21 protein-coding genes and 1 tRNA gene are annotated in these 20,150 nt (G+C 26.1%); 6 read left to right on the top strand and 16 right to left on the bottom strand.

All coding sequences use genetic code 4. The annotated features are described in order from the left end of the window. Nucleotides 1-83: 83 nt before the first annotated feature. The gene (locus tag MBIO_RS01090; protein WP_013354396.1) at nt 84-350 is read right to left on the bottom strand and encodes a hypothetical protein; all 267 of its coding nucleotides are present in this window, start codon (nt 348-350) and stop codon (nt 84-86) included. Nucleotides 351-599: 249 nt separating this feature from the next. On the opposite strand from MBIO_RS01090, the gene MBIO_RS01095 reads away from it, so the two are divergent. From MBIO_RS01095 to MBIO_RS01105, 3 genes are all read left to right on the top strand, one after another. After that, nucleotides 600-1,307 carry a purine-nucleoside phosphorylase gene (locus MBIO_RS01095; protein ID WP_013526694.1) on the top strand — a complete coding sequence of 236 codons (708 nt, stop codon included), beginning with the start codon at nt 600-602 and terminating at the stop codon, nt 1,305-1,307. A gap of 10 nt (nt 1,308-1,317) precedes the next feature. Further along, nucleotides 1,318-1,827, top strand: coding sequence for a thiol peroxidase (gene tpx, locus MBIO_RS01100; protein WP_013354398.1), 510 nt, complete (start codon nt 1,318-1,320; stop codon nt 1,825-1,827). A gap of 345 nt (nt 1,828-2,172) precedes the next feature. Then, complete coding sequence (locus tag MBIO_RS01105) at nt 2,173-2,523, top strand: hypothetical protein (protein ID WP_013526695.1); 351 nt, start codon at nt 2,173-2,175, stop codon at nt 2,521-2,523. Between the two features lie 45 nt (nt 2,524-2,568). On the opposite strand, the gene MBIO_RS01110 is transcribed toward MBIO_RS01105, so the two are convergent. The 15 genes from MBIO_RS01110 to MBIO_RS01180 all read right to left on the bottom strand — a co-directional run bounded on the left by MBIO_RS01110 (nt 2,569) and on the right by MBIO_RS01180 (nt 18,898). Next, complete coding sequence (locus tag MBIO_RS01110) at nt 2,569-3,618, bottom strand: YihY/virulence factor BrkB family protein (RefSeq protein WP_013526696.1); 1,050 nt, start codon at nt 3,616-3,618, stop codon at nt 2,569-2,571. A gap of 49 nt (nt 3,619-3,667) precedes the next feature. Further along, nucleotides 3,668-4,975 (bottom strand): ribosome biogenesis GTPase Der, encoded by a 1,308-nt coding sequence (gene der, locus MBIO_RS01115; protein WP_013354401.1) that lies wholly within the window; start codon nt 4,973-4,975, stop codon nt 3,668-3,670. A gap of 3 nt (nt 4,976-4,978) precedes the next feature. Then, nucleotides 4,979-5,665, bottom strand: coding sequence for a (d)CMP kinase (cmk, locus tag MBIO_RS01120; RefSeq protein WP_013354402.1), 687 nt, complete (start codon nt 5,663-5,665; stop codon nt 4,979-4,981). Nucleotides 5,666-5,753: 88 nt separating this feature from the next. After that, a complete protein-coding gene (locus tag MBIO_RS01125) occupies nt 5,754-6,875 on the bottom strand; it encodes an MAG0770 family lipoprotein (protein ID WP_013526697.1) in 1,122 nt (373 codons plus the stop codon). Next, complete coding sequence (locus MBIO_RS01130) at nt 6,854-7,630, bottom strand: pseudouridine synthase (RefSeq protein ID WP_013354404.1); 777 nt, start codon at nt 7,628-7,630, stop codon at nt 6,854-6,856. Before MBIO_RS01130 ends, MBIO_RS01125 begins: the two co-directional genes overlap by 22 nt. Next, nucleotides 7,618-8,712: a nicotinate-nucleotide adenylyltransferase gene (locus MBIO_RS01135; RefSeq protein WP_041594191.1), complete on the bottom strand. Its 1,095-nt coding sequence runs from the start codon at nt 8,710-8,712 to the stop codon at nt 7,618-7,620. The genes MBIO_RS01130 and MBIO_RS01135 overlap by 13 nt, the downstream gene beginning before the upstream one ends. 25 nt (nt 8,713-8,737) lie before the next feature. Beyond that, nucleotides 8,738-9,988, bottom strand: coding sequence for a Y-family DNA polymerase (locus MBIO_RS01140; RefSeq protein ID WP_013526699.1), 1,251 nt, complete (start codon nt 9,986-9,988; stop codon nt 8,738-8,740). Further along, nucleotides 9,978-10,415, bottom strand: a complete 438-nt coding sequence (gene sufU / locus MBIO_RS01145) for a Fe-S cluster assembly sulfur transfer protein SufU (protein WP_015510778.1) — start codon at nt 10,413-10,415, stop codon at nt 9,978-9,980. The genes MBIO_RS01140 and sufU overlap by 11 nt, the downstream gene beginning before the upstream one ends. Further along, complete coding sequence (locus tag MBIO_RS01150; protein WP_013526701.1) at nt 10,396-11,556, bottom strand: aminotransferase class V-fold PLP-dependent enzyme; 1,161 nt, start codon at nt 11,554-11,556, stop codon at nt 10,396-10,398. The genes sufU and MBIO_RS01150 overlap by 20 nt, the downstream gene beginning before the upstream one ends. Before the next feature lie 167 nt (nt 11,557-11,723). Next, nucleotides 11,724-12,902 (bottom strand): glycosyltransferase, encoded by a 1,179-nt coding sequence (locus MBIO_RS01155; RefSeq protein WP_013354409.1) that lies wholly within the window; start codon nt 12,900-12,902, stop codon nt 11,724-11,726. Beyond that, the gene (mf1, locus tag MBIO_RS01160; RefSeq protein WP_013526702.1) at nt 12,892-13,656 is read right to left on the bottom strand and encodes a diacylglycerol cholinephosphotransferase Mf1; all 765 of its coding nucleotides are present in this window, start codon (nt 13,654-13,656) and stop codon (nt 12,892-12,894) included. The genes MBIO_RS01155 and mf1 overlap by 11 nt, the downstream gene beginning before the upstream one ends. 76 nt (nt 13,657-13,732) lie before the next feature. Beyond that, nucleotides 13,733-14,722 (bottom strand): 2-hydroxyacid dehydrogenase, encoded by a 990-nt coding sequence (locus MBIO_RS01165; RefSeq protein WP_041594192.1) that lies wholly within the window; start codon nt 14,720-14,722, stop codon nt 13,733-13,735. An 8-nt stretch (nt 14,723-14,730) separates the two neighbouring features. Then, nucleotides 14,731-15,999 carry an AEC family transporter gene (locus MBIO_RS01170; protein WP_015510782.1) on the bottom strand — a complete coding sequence of 423 codons (1,269 nt, stop codon included), beginning with the start codon at nt 15,997-15,999 and terminating at the stop codon, nt 14,731-14,733. Between the two features lie 204 nt (nt 16,000-16,203). Next, nucleotides 16,204-17,289 (bottom strand): DMT family transporter, encoded by a 1,086-nt coding sequence (locus tag MBIO_RS01175; RefSeq protein ID WP_013526705.1) that lies wholly within the window; start codon nt 17,287-17,289, stop codon nt 16,204-16,206. Then, nucleotides 17,279-18,898: a phosphotransferase gene (locus MBIO_RS01180; RefSeq protein ID WP_013526706.1), complete on the bottom strand. Its 1,620-nt coding sequence runs from the start codon at nt 18,896-18,898 to the stop codon at nt 17,279-17,281. Before MBIO_RS01180 ends, MBIO_RS01175 begins: the two co-directional genes overlap by 11 nt. 193 nt (nt 18,899-19,091) lie before the next feature. Here MBIO_RS01180 and rplM point away from each other — a divergent pair, with 193 nt between their 5' ends. From rplM to MBIO_RS01195, 3 genes are all read left to right on the top strand, one after another. Continuing rightward, nucleotides 19,092-19,526, top strand: a complete 435-nt coding sequence (gene rplM, locus MBIO_RS01185) for a 50S ribosomal protein L13 (protein ID WP_013354415.1) — start codon at nt 19,092-19,094, stop codon at nt 19,524-19,526. A gap of 1 nt (nt 19,527) precedes the next feature. After that, nucleotides 19,528-19,947 carry a 30S ribosomal protein S9 gene (gene rpsI, locus MBIO_RS01190; protein ID WP_013354416.1) on the top strand — a complete coding sequence of 140 codons (420 nt, stop codon included), beginning with the start codon at nt 19,528-19,530 and terminating at the stop codon, nt 19,945-19,947. A 56-nt stretch (nt 19,948-20,003) separates the two neighbouring features. Continuing rightward, nucleotides 20,004-20,080: transfer RNA gene (locus tag MBIO_RS01195), tRNA-Ile, on the top strand. The last annotated feature ends 70 nt before the right edge of the window (nt 20,081-20,150 follow it).

Raw genomic sequence — 20,150 nt, forward strand, 5'->3', positions numbered from 1 at the left:
ACATGCTCAGTCATGTAATTTTTTATTATAAAAAATTGGCTTAAACCAATTATTTTATCTTTACTATTTCTTCATTTAATGATTTAAACATTTCATAGCATTTTTAAATATGCAGCAAAACCTTCTTTAATCTTTTTTTCAGCAATTTTGACTTTATAGACTAAATCCATATATTTATTAGCTGTTGTATGGTTTCTTTTTTCAAGATCTTCTTTATCATTAGTTAAATCTATTTGAATTTCAAGTTTATATTTTTTAAACAAATTTTGAACTATTTCTTTTGTTAGTAGTTTTCAATTTTCATTAAATTCTTGTTTAATAAAAGGAAAAACCTTTTTGTTATTATACAAAGCTTGATTTTTTTAAAGCTGCTTATATTTATCAATTTCTTTAGCAGGCTTGTCATACATTCTGTCTTCTTTAATGCATGAAGCACTGGTTAAAAGTAAGGTTGCTAAAGTACTTAATGCACTATTCATTCTTTTCCTTATATATTAATATTATAAAAAGAAAACTTGAGCAATGCTAAATGTGAGAATAATTATCAATTTGTTGCATTAAAACTTTATAATTAAACTAATAAAAAAAGGAGGTTAGTTATGCCAACACCACATATTAGTGCGCAAAAAGGTGAAATAGCTAAAATTGTATTAATGCCAGGAGATCCCTTAAGAGCAGAATACATGGCTAAAAAATTTTTAAAGAATCCTAAATTAGTTTCAAGCGTTAGAAATGTTTTATTTTATACAGGTAAATATAATGGCAAAGATGTAACAATAGGGGCTAGTGGTATGGGTTCAGCTTCAATAGGAATTTATGCTTATGAGCTTTTTACTGTTTATGAAGTTGAAACAATAGTTAGAGTTGGTTCAACAGGTTCATATATCAAAGAATTAAATGTTAAGCAACCTGTGTTAGTTAAAAGAGCTTATGCTGATGGAACAGGCTTTGTTGAATTAATGGTTGGAAATAAAAAACAGGAAAATTATCCTGATTTGGAAACTTATGAAAAGCTTAAACAAACAACCAAAGAAATGAATGTTGAATTGAAAGAAGTTTCTTGCCATTCAACTGATGTTTTTTATGGATTAAGATCACTAGAGGATACTATAAAAATAACTAAATGTCAAACTGTTGATAATGAATGTTTTGCTCTTTTTGCAACAGCACAAAGATGCAAGAAAAAAGCAGCTGCATTATTAAGTGTTTCTGAAAATATTGTAACTGGAGCGTCATTAAGTTCAGACGAAAGACTCAAAGAATTTAGTACAATGTTTTTAGTAGCCTTAAATGCTTTAACTAAATAAGGAGTTAATTATGAATAAAAGACAAGAAACAACTTTTTTCAAAAATAAAGTTACTTTATTAGGTGATAAAATTGAAGTAGGTCAAAAAGCACCAAATTTTACAGCCTTAAATAATGAATTAAAATCTGTTCAATTAAAAGATTTTAAAGATAAAGTAATATTAATCTCATCTGTTCCTTCTTTAGACACTGGAGTTTGTCAAATGCAAACTGTAAGATTTAACAAAGAAGTTGAACAAATTAAAGGGCTAAAAGTAATTACAATTAGTTGTGATTTGCCTTTTGCTCAAAGTAGATTTTGTACTTCATTTAACACTAATAATGTTGTTACTTTATCAGATCATAAAAATTTAGATTTTGGTCTTAAATACGGATGTGTAATAGAAGAATTAAGGCTCTTAAATAGAGCTATATTTGTAATTGATAAAAATGGCATAATTCAATATGTAGAATATGTTAAAGAAAACACAGATCATCCTAATTATGATAAAGCTTTAAAATGTGTTAAAAATATAATTTAGATTTCCGAATAACACTGTTTTATAGTTTTATTAGTTAAAAATGAAATAAGCATTTGAAAGTTTATTTTAATAGTAATATTAGTTGCTTTTTTAAATATAACTTTAACCTTAAATTTCTAACATTTACATAACAAAATATTTGTTAATTTAAAAAAAATATTACCAATCAATAATTCGCAATAATTCACTCAATTAACATTATTGGTTAGCAAATAATTTTTGCAGTAGTAGAATTTGCTTATCCATTGGCTAAATTTTTAGGAATATAATTTGTGCAAAGATTAGAATTTCATTGATAAAAATAAAGTTATTGTTTATAATGTTAAAAACTAATGGAGGAAAATTATGAAAAAATTATATTTTGGACTTGTTGGCGCTAGTGCCTTATTGCCAGTAATGACAGTTGTTTCGTGTAGTAACGAAGACAAGAAACTTCATAATGAAGCACAAAAATTATATGAAGAATATAAAACTAAGAAAGAAAAATTATACAAAGCTAAACTTAATGCAAATGAAATTACTCAAAGCTTGTATGATGATGTTGTAAACTCATCAAGACACAAAGATGTTAAAGACTGAGCTAAAGAATTTTTATCAAAAGACTGAGATAAAAACAAGAATACAAAAAAAGTAATTATTTTTAATTTAAAAAGATTTTTAAAATGAACAACTGAAGAATTAAATAAATATCAATAAATAAAAATTGAATTTTAAAAACCGGTATACAATGATACCAGTTTTTTAAAATTTTTTGCCAAATATACTACGTTTAGAAACAGTGTATGAAGACACATAAGTTTTGTAATATGCTTCATTAACTATAATTCCTAAAAACATAAAATATGTTAAGAATGAAACAAATAATGCAATATACATAAATGAGCCTATAATACCATATTTGTCATAGTTAATTAATGATGTTAAAAATCCAAAAATAGTGATAAAGATCATGACTGGAAAGCTAGTAATTAAAACGCCAGGAAATACTGTAGTTCAACTTAATTTAAAGCTAGGACTCATGGTATAAAGTAAAGTTAAGCCAAAGTAAAGCATTATTAATAAATAGAAAGAAAATGTTATATAAAAATATATATTTTTGTGATATGTTGACATATTGTAAGTAAAAGTTTGATAGAAGAATAGATATAAAGCAGCTGCTAAAAATAAGTAAATACTGATACCTAAAACAACAAATAATCCTTTAATTCTATTAGTAAATCAGTTACCTAAATTTTCATGTCCATAAATATAATTTTGACTGTAAATAAATTTGCCAAAACCACTTGAAGCCATTCATAAAGAAGCCAAACAAAGAATAATTAAAGAAGTTAATTGAGCGCCTTTTTTTGTGGTGTCAGGGATCTTAATAATAGAAGTAACACCAGGAATAATTCGAGTTAAAACTTCATTAATAAATAAAGTATGATAACCAGGAATTAACGAAAGTAAAACAATCATAATTGTAATAATAGGAACAAAGGAAACTAAGAAATAAAAAGCAGTTGAAAGTGGAATAAAAACAAATGATTTATCAGTAAATTTTTTGTAAGTTCTATTAATTAATTCGTTTGTTTTGCTTTTGTTTTTTCAACTTAATCTAGGGGTGGCTATTCACAAAATAATCATGATAAAAAACTTAACTATTTTTTCAAAAAATAGTCATTTTTTATTTTCTACAGGCACAATATTACGAGCAAATCAAGATTTTTTTAGACTGTTTCGGTATTCTTTTTTAAGTCTATTTTGATCTAATCCTGTATAAATTTTATTTTGATTATTATTATTTTGCATATTTATAAGATTATATATTAATTAAATTAAGCATAAAGATTAATTTAAATTATTCTAAACCACTTTTGTTTTTGAAAACTAAATTAATTGGACAACCAGTGTAGTCTAAAACTTGTCTAATTTGCTTTTCTAAAAATCTTTCATAGCTAAAGTGGACATATTTTTTATTGTTAACAAAGAAAACAAAAGTAGGAACTGGATCTTGAGTTTTACGAGCAAAATAAATATTTAAACGGCCACCATTATAAGGAGGAGCTGGCTGAATCATTTGTGTTTCTCTGATTAAGTTAGAAAGAACTGAAGGTTTAACATCACGTTCAAGATTTTGTTTAACTTTAATTATTGTGTCAATTAATTTGTCCATTCTTGAGTTTGTTTTAACTGAAACAAAACAAATAGGAACCCAAGGTACAAAATGAAATTTGTTACGCATTTTCTTTTCGAATTCAACCATTGTTTTAGTTTCTTTATTAATTAAGTCTCATTTATTAACCACAATAATTATTGGTTTATTGTTGTCTAAAGCATAGCCTATAATTCTAGAATCGAAGTGTGATAATTCTTGAGTTGAGTCAATTAAAACTAAAGATAAGTTAGATTCGTCAAGTGAACTCATAGCGCGTTTTAAAGCATAATGGTCAACGCTATCTTCAATTTTACTTTTTCTAGTAATACCAGCTGTATCAATGATTTCAAAAACTTCATCTTTGATTTTTACAATACTTTTAACACTATCTCTAGTAGTTCCCGCAATATCAGAAACTATTGAACGGTTTTCATTTGCTAATCTATTTAACATTGAACTTTTACCTGAATTAGGACGTCCAATAATTGAAAGTTTGAATAGTTTGTCACTCTTTTCATCATCAAGTCTAAGATGTTTAAGACATTGGTCTAAGACATCACCAACACCATTACCATGTTGAGCTGAAATAGGAAAAATATGATCCACGCCAAGTGAGTATCATGAATAATTAAACTGTGAAATATTATCTAATTTGTTTGCAACTACGACAATAGGTTTGCCAGATTTTTGAAGCATACTGTAAATCATTAAATCGTCATTAGTGATGTCAGAAGCACCATCAACCATAAAAATAATTACATTAGCTTCTTCAATAGCAATTTTTGCTTGAATTTGAATATGTTCTTGAAAAGGTCTATTTTCGATTTCGATACCACCAGTATCGATAACTTTAATTTCTTTTCCATTTCAAGAAAAGGTTTCATAAAGACGGTCCCTTGTTACTCCAGGACGGTCATAAATTATTGAACTTCTTTTACCAATTAGCCTATTAAATAGGGTACTTTTACCAACATTTGGTTTTCCAATAATGGCTATAACGTTGTTTCTCATTGATTATTTATTAAGTTTTTCTATTGTTTTTTTAACTAGTTCAATAATTTCAACAACAACTGCTTCAAAACCCATATTTGTACAGTCTATTTCTTTTGCTTCTTTAACTTTATGAAGAGGGTCTACTTCACGATTCATGTCTTGATAGTCTCTTAATTTAACTTCTTCAAGAACTTTGTTGTAGTCCATATTAAATCCTAAAGCAATGTTTTGGTTTAATCTTCTCATTGCTCTTTCTTCTGGTGTTGCTGTTAAAAAGATTTTTAATTCTGCATAAGGCATAATTTTGAATGTAGTATCTCTTCCATCCATAATGTAACCTTTACCTTTTTTAGTAATATTTTGAATTAAATTAACAACATATTGACGTACTTTTTTATATGTTGCAATAGTTGAAGATCCATAAGAAATTGAATCTTCTCTTATTTCAACAGAAACATTTTTTTCTCTTAAAAAGATGTTTTCTCTTTCATCTAAAGTGATGATATCTTTTTCTAAAGTTTTATTGATTTCTTCTTCATTATTTCAATCAACACCTAATAATTTTGCATTTAAAGCTAATGCTCTATACACACTTCCACTATTAATAAATGTGTATCCAAGCCTTCTTGCTACTTCTTGTGAAACAGTTGATTTACCTGCACCGCAAGGTCCATCAATTGCAATATTAATCTTTGTAATTTTTGTCATAGTGCTCCTTTAACTAATAAAATATATTTATATTTTAATATATAAATAAGAAATAATAAAAAAATCACGTAAAGTGATTTAAAAATTATTATTTGTATTCATTAATTAATAGCACTGTATCATTTATAATTTGCTTCATATTGTCAATAGGTTCAAGAAAATTTCTTTTAAAATTTTTATATTTTTCTTCAGCTTTTTCAGTTCCTTTTTTGTCTTTTTCATAGGGCAATTGGGAATTTTTGATTAATTTTTCTAATCTATCTACAAAGGTATATAAATCAACACTTTGAAGTTTATAATTTGAGTTAAAAACAATCATAATATTTTTTGCCTTATATTCTCATGAATTATCAGTTATAAATTTTTTAAAATCATTAATTCATTCATTTAATTTATTAATTCTGTTGTTTTTATCTTTAGGAGAAATAACTGTTGATTTTCATTCTCTTAATAAATTTATTGCAGCATGAGTATGTTTTCCATCACTCTCTGAAGAAGGATTTTTAATTGTGCTATAGTCAATTGACGCTTTGTCTTCATCATAATAACGATTTTTATATTCACTTTCAATTTCTTCATTGTATTGGTTTATTCATTTTAAAAAGCGATCTTGATATCATTTTTGTCTAGATGTTTGATTTTCAAAAAAAGGTCAACCGTTTCAGTGCGAATTTTCAAATAAATTTTTAAATTGAGATAATGTAGAATCATTTTTTATGTATTTAGATCAGTCATTTAAAATTGAATTTATTTCATCATTTATTTTCTTCAAATAGGTTACATTTTTATAAAAATTAAAATTAGTATTATCACTAGGAGTAGATGTAAAGTCTTCAAAATATTTTTTGAATTTAGTACTTTCATCAACATTATTAACCATAAATTTATATGCTTTTTCTTCAAAAGCTTTTGAGTTTTTTAATAAAAAGTTTTCAAATGTGAAATCAGTTATTTCTTTAGTTTTTTCATATTCCTTATAATAAAATGATTGATATGACAATTTGTGGTTATCCTTGTCCATAAATTTAACTAATTTATTAAAGTTATTTGTATAAATAGAGACATTTTGTTTTAGATTGCTAACAAAATTATTTTTTTCATATTCACCCATGTCTCAAAAACTACTTTGACATGCAGCTGATGTCAAAGGAGTGGTTGTGGTTAAAACTGTAAAAGAAATTAAAAATTTTAATTTTCTTCTTTTTGACATAATTTCTTTTCTTGCAATGAAATTAAAACTTTAAGATCTTTTATTTCTTTAAGAGTTAAAGTTCGATATGAGCCTTCAGGCATTTTTTCAACTGTTAAGTTAGCAAATGACACTCTTTTAAGATTAATAACTTCATGATTTAATGCTTTGAATAATTCTTTGATGTGATGGTATGAGCCGACATGAAGAGTTACTAAATAACTTTTAGTATCAACTTGGTCAACTATTTGTTTTGAAAACTTACCATTAACAATCAAACCAGCGTTAATTAATTTGAATTCTTTTAAGCTTAAAGGAGAATCAATTCTAACACGATATGTACGTAAAATTTCGTATTTAGGATGTGTTAGTTTATTAATCATTTCTCAATCATTTGTTAATAACAAAGCGCCAGTTGTATCATAGTCTAAACGACCTACAGGAGCAATTCTTTCTGAGTAATTAATTAAATCAACAACTGTTTTTCTGCCCTTAGGATCTTTAACTGTTGAAATTGTCTTTTTAGGCTTATTTAATAGGAAATATACAAAATTTGGTTTTTGTAATGAGATTAGTTGATTGTTAATTTTTATCTCATCGTTTTCACTTGCTTTGTCACCTAATTGAACAATTTTTCCATTAACTTTAACTAGTTTTTTTTCAATATATTCTTCAGCTTTTCTTCTTGAACAATATCCTGTTTGTGCGATTAGTTTTTGAACCCTAATCAATTCTTTCATTGCAAACCTTTCTACCAAAAAATTTATTTCATTCATTTGTCATAAATTTTTTGTTGTTCTTGTGTAAATATTATACCTTTTTCTTGGTTATATTCATAATTGCGTTTTACAACTTCTTTAAATCCTTCATCGAAGTTACTTAATGCTAGTTGTCTAAGCTTTTGAACTCCGCTAAAAGCTCGACCATCACAGATTTTATCTGAGATATATAAAATTTTATCAAGAGGTCCTAATTCTAGATCTAAAGTTGTATGAACTTTTATTGCTTTGACTATATCTTCATTATTTATTTGATAGATTTCTTTAACTCATAAAGCTCCACAAACTTGATGTAAAACATGATTTGGATAAATAGATTTGTTGTTAGCTTTTTTATCATATTGAGCAATAAATTTTCTACTTTCATTTTCACTTAATTCTTTACAAATATCATGAAATAGTCCAGCATAGTAAGCCACTTTTGCATCATATTTTATTGTTTTAGCTAACTCAGCAGCAAAAGTTGCTGCAAAAACTGAATGTTTTGCTCTTTTTGCACTAAGCAAAGCGTGAACTATTTCAAAAGCATATAAAAAGTGACTTCCTATATATTGGTTAACTTTTTCAGGTACCATTCAAAGTTGACCTTTTCTAACTTCAGTCGAACTTTCTTCAAAAAGATCATTGTTTAAAATTTTAACATTGAATTTTTTAGCATTAATTTTATTAAAATTTTTACTTCTTTTAAATACAACGAATTGAGCTGTTTTTGTTATTTCTTCGATATATTGTCATTTATTTAATTTTGGCAATAAATCGCTGCCTATTAAGAAATATAATTCATCATTTGGATATTGTTGTTTGAAATATCTAATTGTTTCAAAAGTATAACTAACGCCACCTTTTTTGATTTCAAAATCATGCACAGCATAATTGCCTTCTAGATTTTCAATAGCTATATTAATCATATTAACTCTGTCTTTATTAGGGGCTACTTTATTATTCTTTTTAAATGGGCTTATCGCTGTTGGTATAAAAAACATTTTGTCTAATTTAAGTGTTTTATAGGCATATTCAGCAATTTTGATATGTCCACTATGGATTGGATTGAATGATCCACCAAATAATCCTATTTTCATAATTCTCCTTAATTTTTATATTAAATTATAAATTCTTTTTTGTAATATCCTCTTGTAAATATCTCATTTGTATATTTTGTTTTTTCTTTTCTTTACTATACTCTGAAGCCAATTTTAATTTTTTGTCACGCAATTGATAATTGACATCGTTAATAATATTTTTAATTTTAATAGTTTGAGAGCTTTCATCTTCAGGAGTTGTAAAAATACTTAGTTGTTTGCCATAATCAAATTCATTTACTAATTTATGTAATCTAACGCCAATACCTCTAATAGGTTCTTCATTTCACAATATTTCAAAAAGTTTACTTGCTTCTTTAAAAATAATATCTTCATCATTAGAAACAACTGACATTGTTTTTTGTTTAGAATGTCAAGTTTTATTTGTGTCTCTTATTGAACATGAAATGACTTCTGGTAAGGTATTTCTATTTTTTGCTCTTTTTGAAACTTTAACACATAAACTTCTTAGAATGAGCAATATTTCCTTGCGATCATCAATATCATATGTTAAAAAAGTAAGTTCATTACCTATATTTTTTAAATCATTATGTTCATAATTTAATTGGTCATTGCCATTGCCTTGAGCTTCAAGAATTATGCCTTTAGTTTTAACACCAAAAATTTTTTGTATTTTAAAATTTTCTCAATTACATTTTGCTAATTTGCCAATAGTATCAATATGCATTCTAATTAATCTCTCAGCTGTTGGAGCACCAATACCGAAAAATTCAATAATTGGTAAAGGCCAAATCCTTTTTTCTATGTCTTCCTCTTTTGTTTCTAGAATTCCAAATGGTTTACCTAAATTAGTTGATAATTTTGCTAAAAATTTGTTGTATGAAATTCCAATTGTTGCAGGAATGTCAAAAGTATTTAATATGTCACTTTGGATACTTTTAGCCAAATCTTTTGGATCTCTATTTTTGATAATATCAGTTACATCAAGCCAACATTCATCAATTGAAAACACTTCGATATTTTTTGTATATTTTTCACTAATAAATTCAAAAATTTTATTTGATAAAGATAAATATAAATCAAAATTAGGTTCAATAAAAACTGTGAGAGGATCTATTTCTAAAATTTTATTTTTAGGTCAGCCAACTTTAGCGCCTTTTCTTTTTAACTCATAACTAATTGAAGAAACTATTGATCTTTTTAATCTTCTACCAATAGCTACTGATTTTCCTTTTAATTCAGGATTAATTGAGCGATGAGCACTTACAAAATATGAATCAAAATCCATGTGAAAAATTGTTTTTTTATTTTCCATCTTGCAATTTTTCCTTTATTGCTCTAGCTAACATTAAAGCACAATTAACGCGATTAAATTGTGTTTTAACATTATCAAAAATAGCTAAAGTTTCTAGCTTTTCAATATCATTTTCATTTAATTTTTCATCTAGTATGAATTTTTCGTAAAGTTCTATCAAACAGATGCTTTCGTCAATTTTTTTACCTTTTAATAAGTCGATTAATAAATCAGTTGAAGCTATAAAAAATGCACAACCTTGACCATCAAATTTAATGTCTTCAATTTGATTATTTTTTATATTTAGTTCACATTCTAAATAATCAGCACAGCTTTCTCCGTGCTTAATAATTTTGTTTTTTAAACTTGAACTTTTGTGTCTAGGTTTCAAATAATGTTCCATTATTATTTGACGTTTTTGATCTTTATTATAAGACAAGGAAATCACCTCCTTCTTTTAATGCTTTAACTAATTTATCAATATCTTTTTTGGTGTTATAAATACCCAAAGAAACTCTTACAAAAGACTTTTCTTTGGTGATTTTTTTAAGATAATGATCACAAAATACACCTGCTCTTACATAAATATTTTTTGTTCCTAAATAATGTGAAACATCATGACTATTATAGTTTTTTATATTGAATATTATAATGTGATTTTTAGGATTGCTATATAGTTTTATGCCTTCAATTTTGCTTAATTCTTGATAAGCATAAAAGCTTAATTCGTCTAAAATTTTTTGAGTTTCACAATAACCAATTTGATTAAAAAAGTTTATTGAAACACTAAACATATTAATTGCTGCTAAATTAGGTGTTCCAGCTTCAAAGCGATCAGCTGCTGTTGACAAAGTATATTGTTTTTCACTGTCAATATTGTTAATTATTCCACCGCCAACAAAAGGTGCTTCAAGTTTTTGTAGAATTTCTTTTTTAACTGCTAAAACTCCAAAACCGGTAGGTCCATAAAATTTATTTGAGCTAAAAGCAATTGCATCACAATTATTTAATGAAACACGTTCATAAACTATTGCTTGAGCCGCATCATTAACTACTAAAGTATTAAATTTTTTAGCCTTTTTGTAAATAGCATTTAAATCAATATTGTTTTCAAAACTATTTGAAACTTGACTTACTGCAACAATTTTAACTTTTGAATTTAAGTCATCTAAAACATTTTGACTTATTTTAACACTAGCCCCAATTTCATTAGCTATTTTAATTCAAGGCGCCATATTTGAAGAATGATTATAAACATCTAAAAGGATAATATCCCCTTTTTTAATTTGATTTTTGATCATTAAAGCAAACTTGTTTAGTGAATCAGTTGCTCCTGAAGTAAATATAACTTCTTGTTCTTGACAAGACAACAAAGTAGCAACTTTTTTACGTAAGTTGTTTATTTTTTGCGCGCTTTCAATTCCTAATTTAGTGTTAATAGTACGGGTACTAATTGACTCATTTAAATAAAAATTGTTAACTGCATCAATAGCCATTTTTGGTTTTAAAACTAATGCACTACTATCCAAATAAGTTATCTTTTTTGCTAAAGGGAATTGTTCTTGAATTAATTTGTCTAATGTTTTCATATTTTAAATTATAAAGTTATATTTAATATTTGTATACAAATGTTACATATAAAAAATAACGTTTTTATAAAAAATATATAATTAGTACAACAACTTAAAAAAGGGAAAAATGAAAGAAGTTAAGAATTAAAATAGAGCAATATCTTACTAATGAAAAAGAATTGCTCTTATTTTTTATAATGTTCAATAATTTTTTTGTATTTTTCTATAACTATTTCAATTGCTTCTTCTCATGAATTAAATAAATTGTTCATATTATTTTTCACATTAATTAGATTATTTTTATCTTTAAAAATTTGTTTAATTTTTTCGTACATATTGTCAACATCGTCTTGGCAAATAAAACTATTTTGTCCATCTATCACATTTTCGGCACATGCTGTGTTTTCAACAACTAAGAGAGGCAACTTTAAAGCTGCAGATTCTCTAACAACAAGTCCATAAGTTTCATATAAACTTGGATAGAAAAAAAGATCATGAGATAAATAAATGCCTTTTAATTCTTCTTGATTTTCTATAGGGCCAGTAAACAATATTTTATCTTTTAAACCTATTTTATAGGCATATTTAACAATTTCCTTGTAATTGATATCACCACCAACCATTGTTAAATGGTAATTAGAATTTTCTTCAACAAGTTTTTTATAAGTTAATAGAACTTTTTTAATATTTTTTTCCCAAACCAATCTTGAAACATATAATAAATTTTTATTATTAGTGTTTATATTTCATTTTTTTATAACTTTATTTTTTAATTCATCTGCATTTTCTGGATAAAAGAAATTTGTCCCTAATTGTACAATTTCACTTTCTTTTTTATATCCATATTCAATTAAAGCTTTTTGCGCAACTTTTGACACAGGTCAAATGTAATCAAACTTATTAAGTTTTTTAATCATTAAATGTGTTAAAAATTTTGCAATTGGCTTAGACTTTGTAAAACGCAAAAATGAATCATAAAACAAAGTATGAAAGCTACAAATAGAGGGAATTTTAAATTTTTTTGCAATTTTATTTGCGATATCTCCGGCATAAAAAGGTGTATGAGAATGGACAATATTAGGTTTGAAATTTTCAATTTCTTTTCAAATTTTTCTACTCAAAATAGTGTTCATTACTTCATAACCACCAATTTTAGCTAATTGTCTAGGTATTCTAATGACAGAATAATTAAGACCTTTATCTTCATCTAATTTCATTTTTTTGTATTCTGGAGCCAAAACCAGAACTTTAACATTTTTTTTAATAAAATTAGAAGCATAATTTTGCATTACCCTGACAACTCCATCTATTACAGGAGTAAAACTATCATTAATTAAAATAACTCTAATTTCACTATTTGTCATTTTTCTTTGCCCTTTCTTTTTTACAAAAAACTTTCATATCATACATTCCTAAATGTTCAGACATTTTGTATTTTTTTGGAATTCTTCAATTTGGACCATAGTTTTGTAAAAATATTGTTTCATAATTTTTTGGCACCCGAATTTTTATATCTTCAAATTTAACATCAATAGTATCAAAAAAATTGATATTTTCATATATGTTAATTTTTGTAGCCTTTTTAAAAGGCCAATTAATTACATGATGAATATTTGAATTTGGTTCATACAAAGTCTCAAGAGCTTTTTGATAATTTGGTTTTTTAAACATTCTTGTTCAAAATAATAAAACTTTAGCAATTTTCATTCCTCATTGAATATCAAAAAACTTTCTTTGAGAATAAGCGTTCAAATAACCCAATTTATTTTTAAGAGATAAATATTTTTTTATTCTTTTTTTAGTTGTTGGTATATCGATAAAAAGATCTAAAAAAGTTACATCTTTTTGAGAATCTTTATCTTTTGAAAATTTAGGGAACATTAAAAAGCTGTTGCCTGTTTCTCAGTCTACAATTAAATTTCTGTAATTTTCCTTTAAAAATTTATATGTTTCAATTGAAATTAATAAATCAATATCATCATCTCAAGGTATAAATCCATTGTGTCTTATTGCTCCTAATGCTGTTCCATACATAGCACAATAATCTAAATTGTGTTTATTACAAATTTCAATAAACTCTTTCAACAGTTCATAAACTTTAGTTTGTTTTTCATTCATAGTTTTTATTATACTTTAAAAATTTTTTGGCAATAATAAAAACTATTATCTTGAAGATAATAGTCTTATTAATTATTTAAATTGCATTTTTGCATTGATCAGTTTCGATATATTCTTTTAGATTGTCATAAGTGTATTCAACCATGTTTTCAACAGCTTCATCAGTATAAGAACCAATGTGAGGTGTTAAAACAAAACGAGGATAGAATTCTAATAATTGGCGAAATGTTTTGTTTTCTATTTCTGCATGCTTTTTAAAGAAAATTGATTTTTCATTGTTCAAAACATCTGTAGCAATAGCTTGAATTTTGCCACTTTTTAGACCTTTTAATAATGCTTCTTCATCTTGAATTTGGCCTCTAGCTGTGTTAACAATAATTACACCTTTTTTCATTTGCTTAATTAATGCATCATTAATCATTTTGTCGTTTTTACCTTTAATATAGGGGCAATGGAAAGAAATGATATCTGATTTTTTAACTAATTCTTCTAGAGTTTTTGTATATTTAACAACTTTTTTGCCTTCTTCTGAAGGATATAAATCGAAGCCTAAAACATTGTTTGTCATAACTTTAAACATTTTAGCAGCTGCAAGTCCTATTTTTCCAACCCCAACTATTCCAACTGTTTTATTTTTTAATTCAGTAGCAAAACCTTCAGGATCAATAGTAAAGTCTTTGTTAAAACCTTTATGTCCAAAATGAAGTGTTTGTCTTGATAACATTAAAGCATGAGCAAAAGCTAATTCAGCAATTGCTGTTGGTGAATATGAAGGAACTCTAGCCATTTTAAAGCCTAATTTATGAGCATATTCTAAATCAATATGGTCTGTTCTGACAGTTCTTGTTAAAAGATATTTAATGCCATTTGCTTTTAATGCATCTAACATTTCTTTATTTATTGAACCATCAACTCTAACAATAACAGCGTCAAAACCTTTTGTTAAATTGACATTTTCCATAGTTAAACTTTCACTATGAATTTCAAGTTTATAACCAAATTTTTTGTTAATTTCTTCAAATATTGGTTTTTCAACATTTCTAACTTTAAAAGTAATAATTTTCATAATTTTTCCTACATAAATACTAATTCTGCAACTACAATTCAAATAGGTAAAAAGATAACTGCAAGTAATGTACTAAATGCTGAAGCAGAGCTTGCTAATCTAGCACATTTATTTTCACTAATTGCAAAACCAACAGCAACTGTAGCAGGTGGTGTAGCTGCAAAAATAACCATTGCAATTCCTACTTCTTTTTTAACTAATCCACCTTTGTTTAAACCTCAGAAGATTAAGAAGATTGCAAGTGGAATAACAATCAATTTAATTAATGAATATATTCAAACTCATTTATCTCCTGCCGCTTCTTTTAATTTACTTTCAGCAAGTGTCATACCAATAGCTAATCAAATAAGTGGTGAACATAAACTACCTAAAATATCAATAAATTTATAAATATATGGTAATGTTGTTTTTCATGTAAATCAACCAACTGGTTTAGTGGTTTTAATATATTCATTATTTGCATTTAACATATAAAATACTTTTTTGTCTGGTGTTAAAACTGTTTTAAAGTTTTCACCAAAAGTAGCTGAATATTTAATAACTACATCACTTCCATTAACTTTAATAGTTTGACTAAAATCTTTATATGTTGCTCCTGCACCTGGTATTAATTGATTCAATCAAAGAATTAATCCAGCAAAAGTTGCAATAATAATTGGGTTTAAAAACATTGATTTTGCTGAAGCTTTAATATTTTCTTTGTTGAATTTTAAACCTTTCATTTGCATGAAGCAGAATGAATATAAGAAAATTCTATAAGGAACATTTCAAATATTTGCTGCTAGAACACCATTATTATTTGAATATAGTTCCTTTATAATAGGCATACCAAAGAATGTTGTTGATCCGAAGATTAATAACATTCAAACAACCATTGCGCGATGACGAGATTCATCAACTGTTTTTGTTTCACTCATTTCACCAATAATAGTGTTTTCTTGAGCATTTTCCACTGATTCTGGTGTTTTATGAGGCATATATTTAGTTCATAATCAAGCCACTAATGAAAGCAAGATATAGAATCCAAATGCAATTCCTAAGATAATACCTTGTTCTTGAAGAAGTCCAAGACTAATATCGCTCATAAAGCCTTTGAGTGCTAAAGCTGGTAAAGCAATTTTCATAACTACGCCAACAAGTGCAGCTTTTCAAGTTGATTTAAATCATTTAACTTTAACCAACAAATAACCTAGTCCGATTATTACAATAGAAGCAATAATTGCGCCTCAAAGATTTACATTAGTTAAAGTTGAAACTAATTTCTTTGTAACATCCATTTTTCTCCTTTAATAATTTGCTCATAAATATTATATTTTTTATATTATAAAAAATGAAATAAATAAAAAGGTTTTGTGGAAATTTTCTAGAAATTGGAATTTTTATAATTGTGAAAATTACTATAAAACAATGGTTTTGGCAAAAAAGCTAATAAAAATACTTTACACTTTACTAAATAAATTTAGCAGTATAAAGTATTTGAATTAATTATTTTGTTCTTGGTTTTGATGACTATTATTATCATTTGTTTCCTCTGCTTTTAATTCTTTCTTTTTCAATTTCCTAAAGATAAATTTATCATCAGGTATTAAAGTTATTATTTGGCTTATTAGAATTAAAGAAGCTAATAAATAGCAATATCAATCATAAAATTCAAGTCTTATCAAATCAAACAATATTGTTCAACCAACATAGGAAATATTTAATCCTGTAGCCATTGGAACACCTATTTTATCAAGTGCATAATAGAATGTCATATATGAAATGCAACCCACAATTCCAGAAGCAACAATTAATAAAATGTTTGTATTAGCAAATAGTTCATCCATTTTTTCATAGATTTTTGCTGATGGTAAAACAATGCTACCTAAAACAACCAATGAAACAACATATCTAAAGAATATAGAAACAAAAGGATCAATAGCATTTTTCATTGATAAGGTTGATAAAAATGCTTCCAAAGCTCAACAAAGTGCAGCTAATATTGCAAACAAGAAACCTCATCCATTTTTAATATCGCCTTTATGAAATTGTAAAATTCCTAAAGTTAAAATACATAAAAGCGAAATTATTGATCCAAATAAACCATTTTTTGTAGTTTTTTGTTTCAAAAAGATAAAAGCAAGCATTGCGCCAACAATAGGATAACAAACTGTAATTGCACTACTTATTCCAGTACCGACATAAACAATACCAAGGACATACATTGTCATACCCATTGGTGCCCCAAAAAGAGAGCTGAGTAATAATATTCATATTTTTTTATTTTTGAAAGCTGCAACAAATTCTTTATGTTTTTTAAATGAAAAAATAATTATTATGCTAACTAAAAAGCCAAATGTATCATTTAAAAAAGTTATAGCTAAAGCTAATTTAGCTGGGCCTCATTCTCCTTGATTAAAAAATGAACCGGAAGGAATTAAATTTGTAAAAACAGAAATTAAAATTCCATTTAATGCTCACATAATCCCTGAAAATAAAGCAACAAATTTATTAAATAAATTTTTATTTTTAACTTTTTTATCGTTTTGAATTTCATTAACTTCTACATTTGAATTTTTATCATTCATATTTCACCTTGTTTACAAATTTTAATGTTGCAGAATAGTAAATTTTGTAATAATCTCTGAAGAATTCATTAAATATTTCTTTATATTCGCACCAATATGTTCATAAGAAACCTATTGAAGCAATTAAAATGTATAATCTATTTTTTTCTTCTTTAGTTGGTTTTCTTTGTAAATATGTTTCTAAAAGTCAATTAGCTTCTTTGACACCATATTCATTATCCATGCACATACCAGCTAAATCTAAAAATGGATCACTATTAGCCGCATATTCTCAATCAATTAATTTAATTTTATTATCCTTATTTATTAAGATATTTCCTGAAGTTGAATCAATATGACATAAAACTTTTGGATAATTTTTACTTTTATGATAAGCAAGCATTTTTCTAATTTTAGCTTCATTGTCTAATAAATGTTTTGGAAATCTTTTGTATTTTTCTCCAATTATTGAAATGTAATAGTCCAAAATTTTTAGAATATCAAATTCAAAATCAACTGATAAATTTTGATTATGTAGTTTGCGATAACTATTTAAAGCTAATTCCATTTCTTTATAATTGTGTCCATCAATTGTTTTTGAGTTATTAATTCATTCAGTTATTTTAAAACCATGTAAAGGATCATCAATATTATTTTTGGTTTCAAAATAAATTAAATTTTCAACTAATTCATTGCCTTTTAGTTTTTGATAAATTTTTTCTTCTTGGTATCTATTAATTAAACTCTTTGAGCCATCTTTTGGTATTCTAGCAATATATTTTTTATCTTTTATTTTAAAAGAAAATGAGTTATTAGTCATTCCTTTTTTAACTGGTTGAATATCTAAAATATCTTCAAATTTGGCATTAAAAACTTCTTTAATTTTGTTTAAATAAACATCGTTTATAAAGCAAGGAGCTTTTCTATTAAATGTCAATAAATCTTTGAAATCGTCTATTTCATAGACCTTTTGGTCACAATTGTATTTCTTAAGCTCTATATCTTTTAAGATATCCATCAAAGCAAATTCTCAATAATCATTTTGCTTTGAAATTGGATTTTCAACTCTCTTAATAATTGCATTTTTAAATTTCAAGAAATCTTTTTCATGAATAAATGAAGCACCTGTAATAAATTCAAAATTATCACTTTCATAGATTTTATTTAAGTCTCTAATTCTAAAGTCAACTATGTTTTTATTCTTTTCAATAATTTCTCATTCAGCTTTATTTGTTGTACTACTCAAAGTATTAACCCATGAGTAATTAAATTCCTTATTAAAGATATCATCTAAAAATAAAGTGTCATTGGTTGTAATTAATAAACCACCCTTAATTGTTTTCAAATCTTTAATTGCTAGATATAAACTAAATAATGAATTAGTATCTGTGAATTCTTTGTTGAATATCTTTTTGATATTTTCTTTTTTAATTAAGTCATTTCAAGATTGATAATTGTAGCCAGTTACTATTGTCTTATTTTTATAATCTTTTAAATAAGATAAAAGATGAGGAACAATTTTTAAATCTTTTTTAATTTCTAATAATCCTTTTGGCGTCTTAAGTGAAAGAGGCGTTAGTCTTGAACCAAAGCCAGCAGCTAAAATTATTATTTGAGTATTTTTGTCCATTTTTCTCCTAATTTTGTTATAAATTATATAATCAATGATATTATAACCATATATAAAAACTATAAATTAAGCAAATGTTCAAAGATGCTGAAAAAAATTTTGTATTTTATTAAATATTTGTTTCTCAAAAAATAAATTTAATATATAATAAAAAAGCAATTTATAAATTGAATTAACGTTTAAGGAGGAAGTCATGAGACAAACCACTATTGTAAACAAAGAAAAAGCTGACAAGAAGTGATATGTTGTTGATGCTGAAGGACAAGTTTTAGGTCGTTTAGCCGCTTTTGTAGCTTCTGTTTTAAGAGGTAAAACAAAACCTACATACACACCAAATGCAGATATGGGTGATTATGTAATTGTTGTTAATGCCGAAAAAGTTATTTTAACAGCTAAAAAAGAAGAAGATAAAGTTTACTACCACCACTCAGGATATCCTGGTGGACTAAAAAGTATTACAGCTGCGAAATTAAGAGCTAAAAAACCTACAGCTCTTGTTGAAAAAGCAATCTATGGTATGTTACCACACACAAAATTAGGAAACAAACAACGTAAAAACTTAAGTGTTGTTGCAGGTCCTGACCACAAACACCAAGCACAAAAACCAGAAAGTTTAGAGGTAAGATAATATGGCTACAGCTAAAAAAGTTACAAAAAAAGAAGTTGTTGAATACAGAGGACTTGGTCGTCGTAAATCATCAACAGCTCGTGTTATTTTGAGACCTGGAAAAGGTAAATTCACAATTAACAAACGTGAAGCTCTTGCATACTTAACATCAAATTTATATATTCAAGATGCTGAACAACCTTTAGTTTTAACAGAAACAAAAGGACAATTCGATATAACTGTTAATGTTTCAGGTGGTGGTTTAAGTGGACAAGCTGGTGCTATCCGTTTAGGTATTGCTCGTGCTTTATTAGCAGCTTCAGATACATATAGAGAAAAATTGAAACCTGCAGGAATGTTAACTCGTGATGCGCGTGTTACAGAACGTAAAAAACCAGGTTTGAACAAAGCACGTCGTGCAAGACAATTCTCAAAACGTTAATTTCACTTTTTTATAATAATATTAAGTTTTGCTCAAATTTTGAGTGAAACTAAAATGCGAGCGTAGCTCAGCTGGTTAGAGCACACGACTGATAATCGTGAGGTCGATGGTTCAAGTCCATTCGTTCGCACCATTTCATTAAATTGACCAAAACCCTTGTTTTATAGGGTTTTTTATTTTTTATTTTTTCTCAAAATTTTAAT

This window comes from Mycoplasmopsis fermentans PG18 (assembly GCF_000209735.1).
Lineage (GTDB): Bacteria > Bacillota_I > Bacilli_A > Mycoplasmatales > Metamycoplasmataceae > Mycoplasmopsis > Mycoplasmopsis fermentans.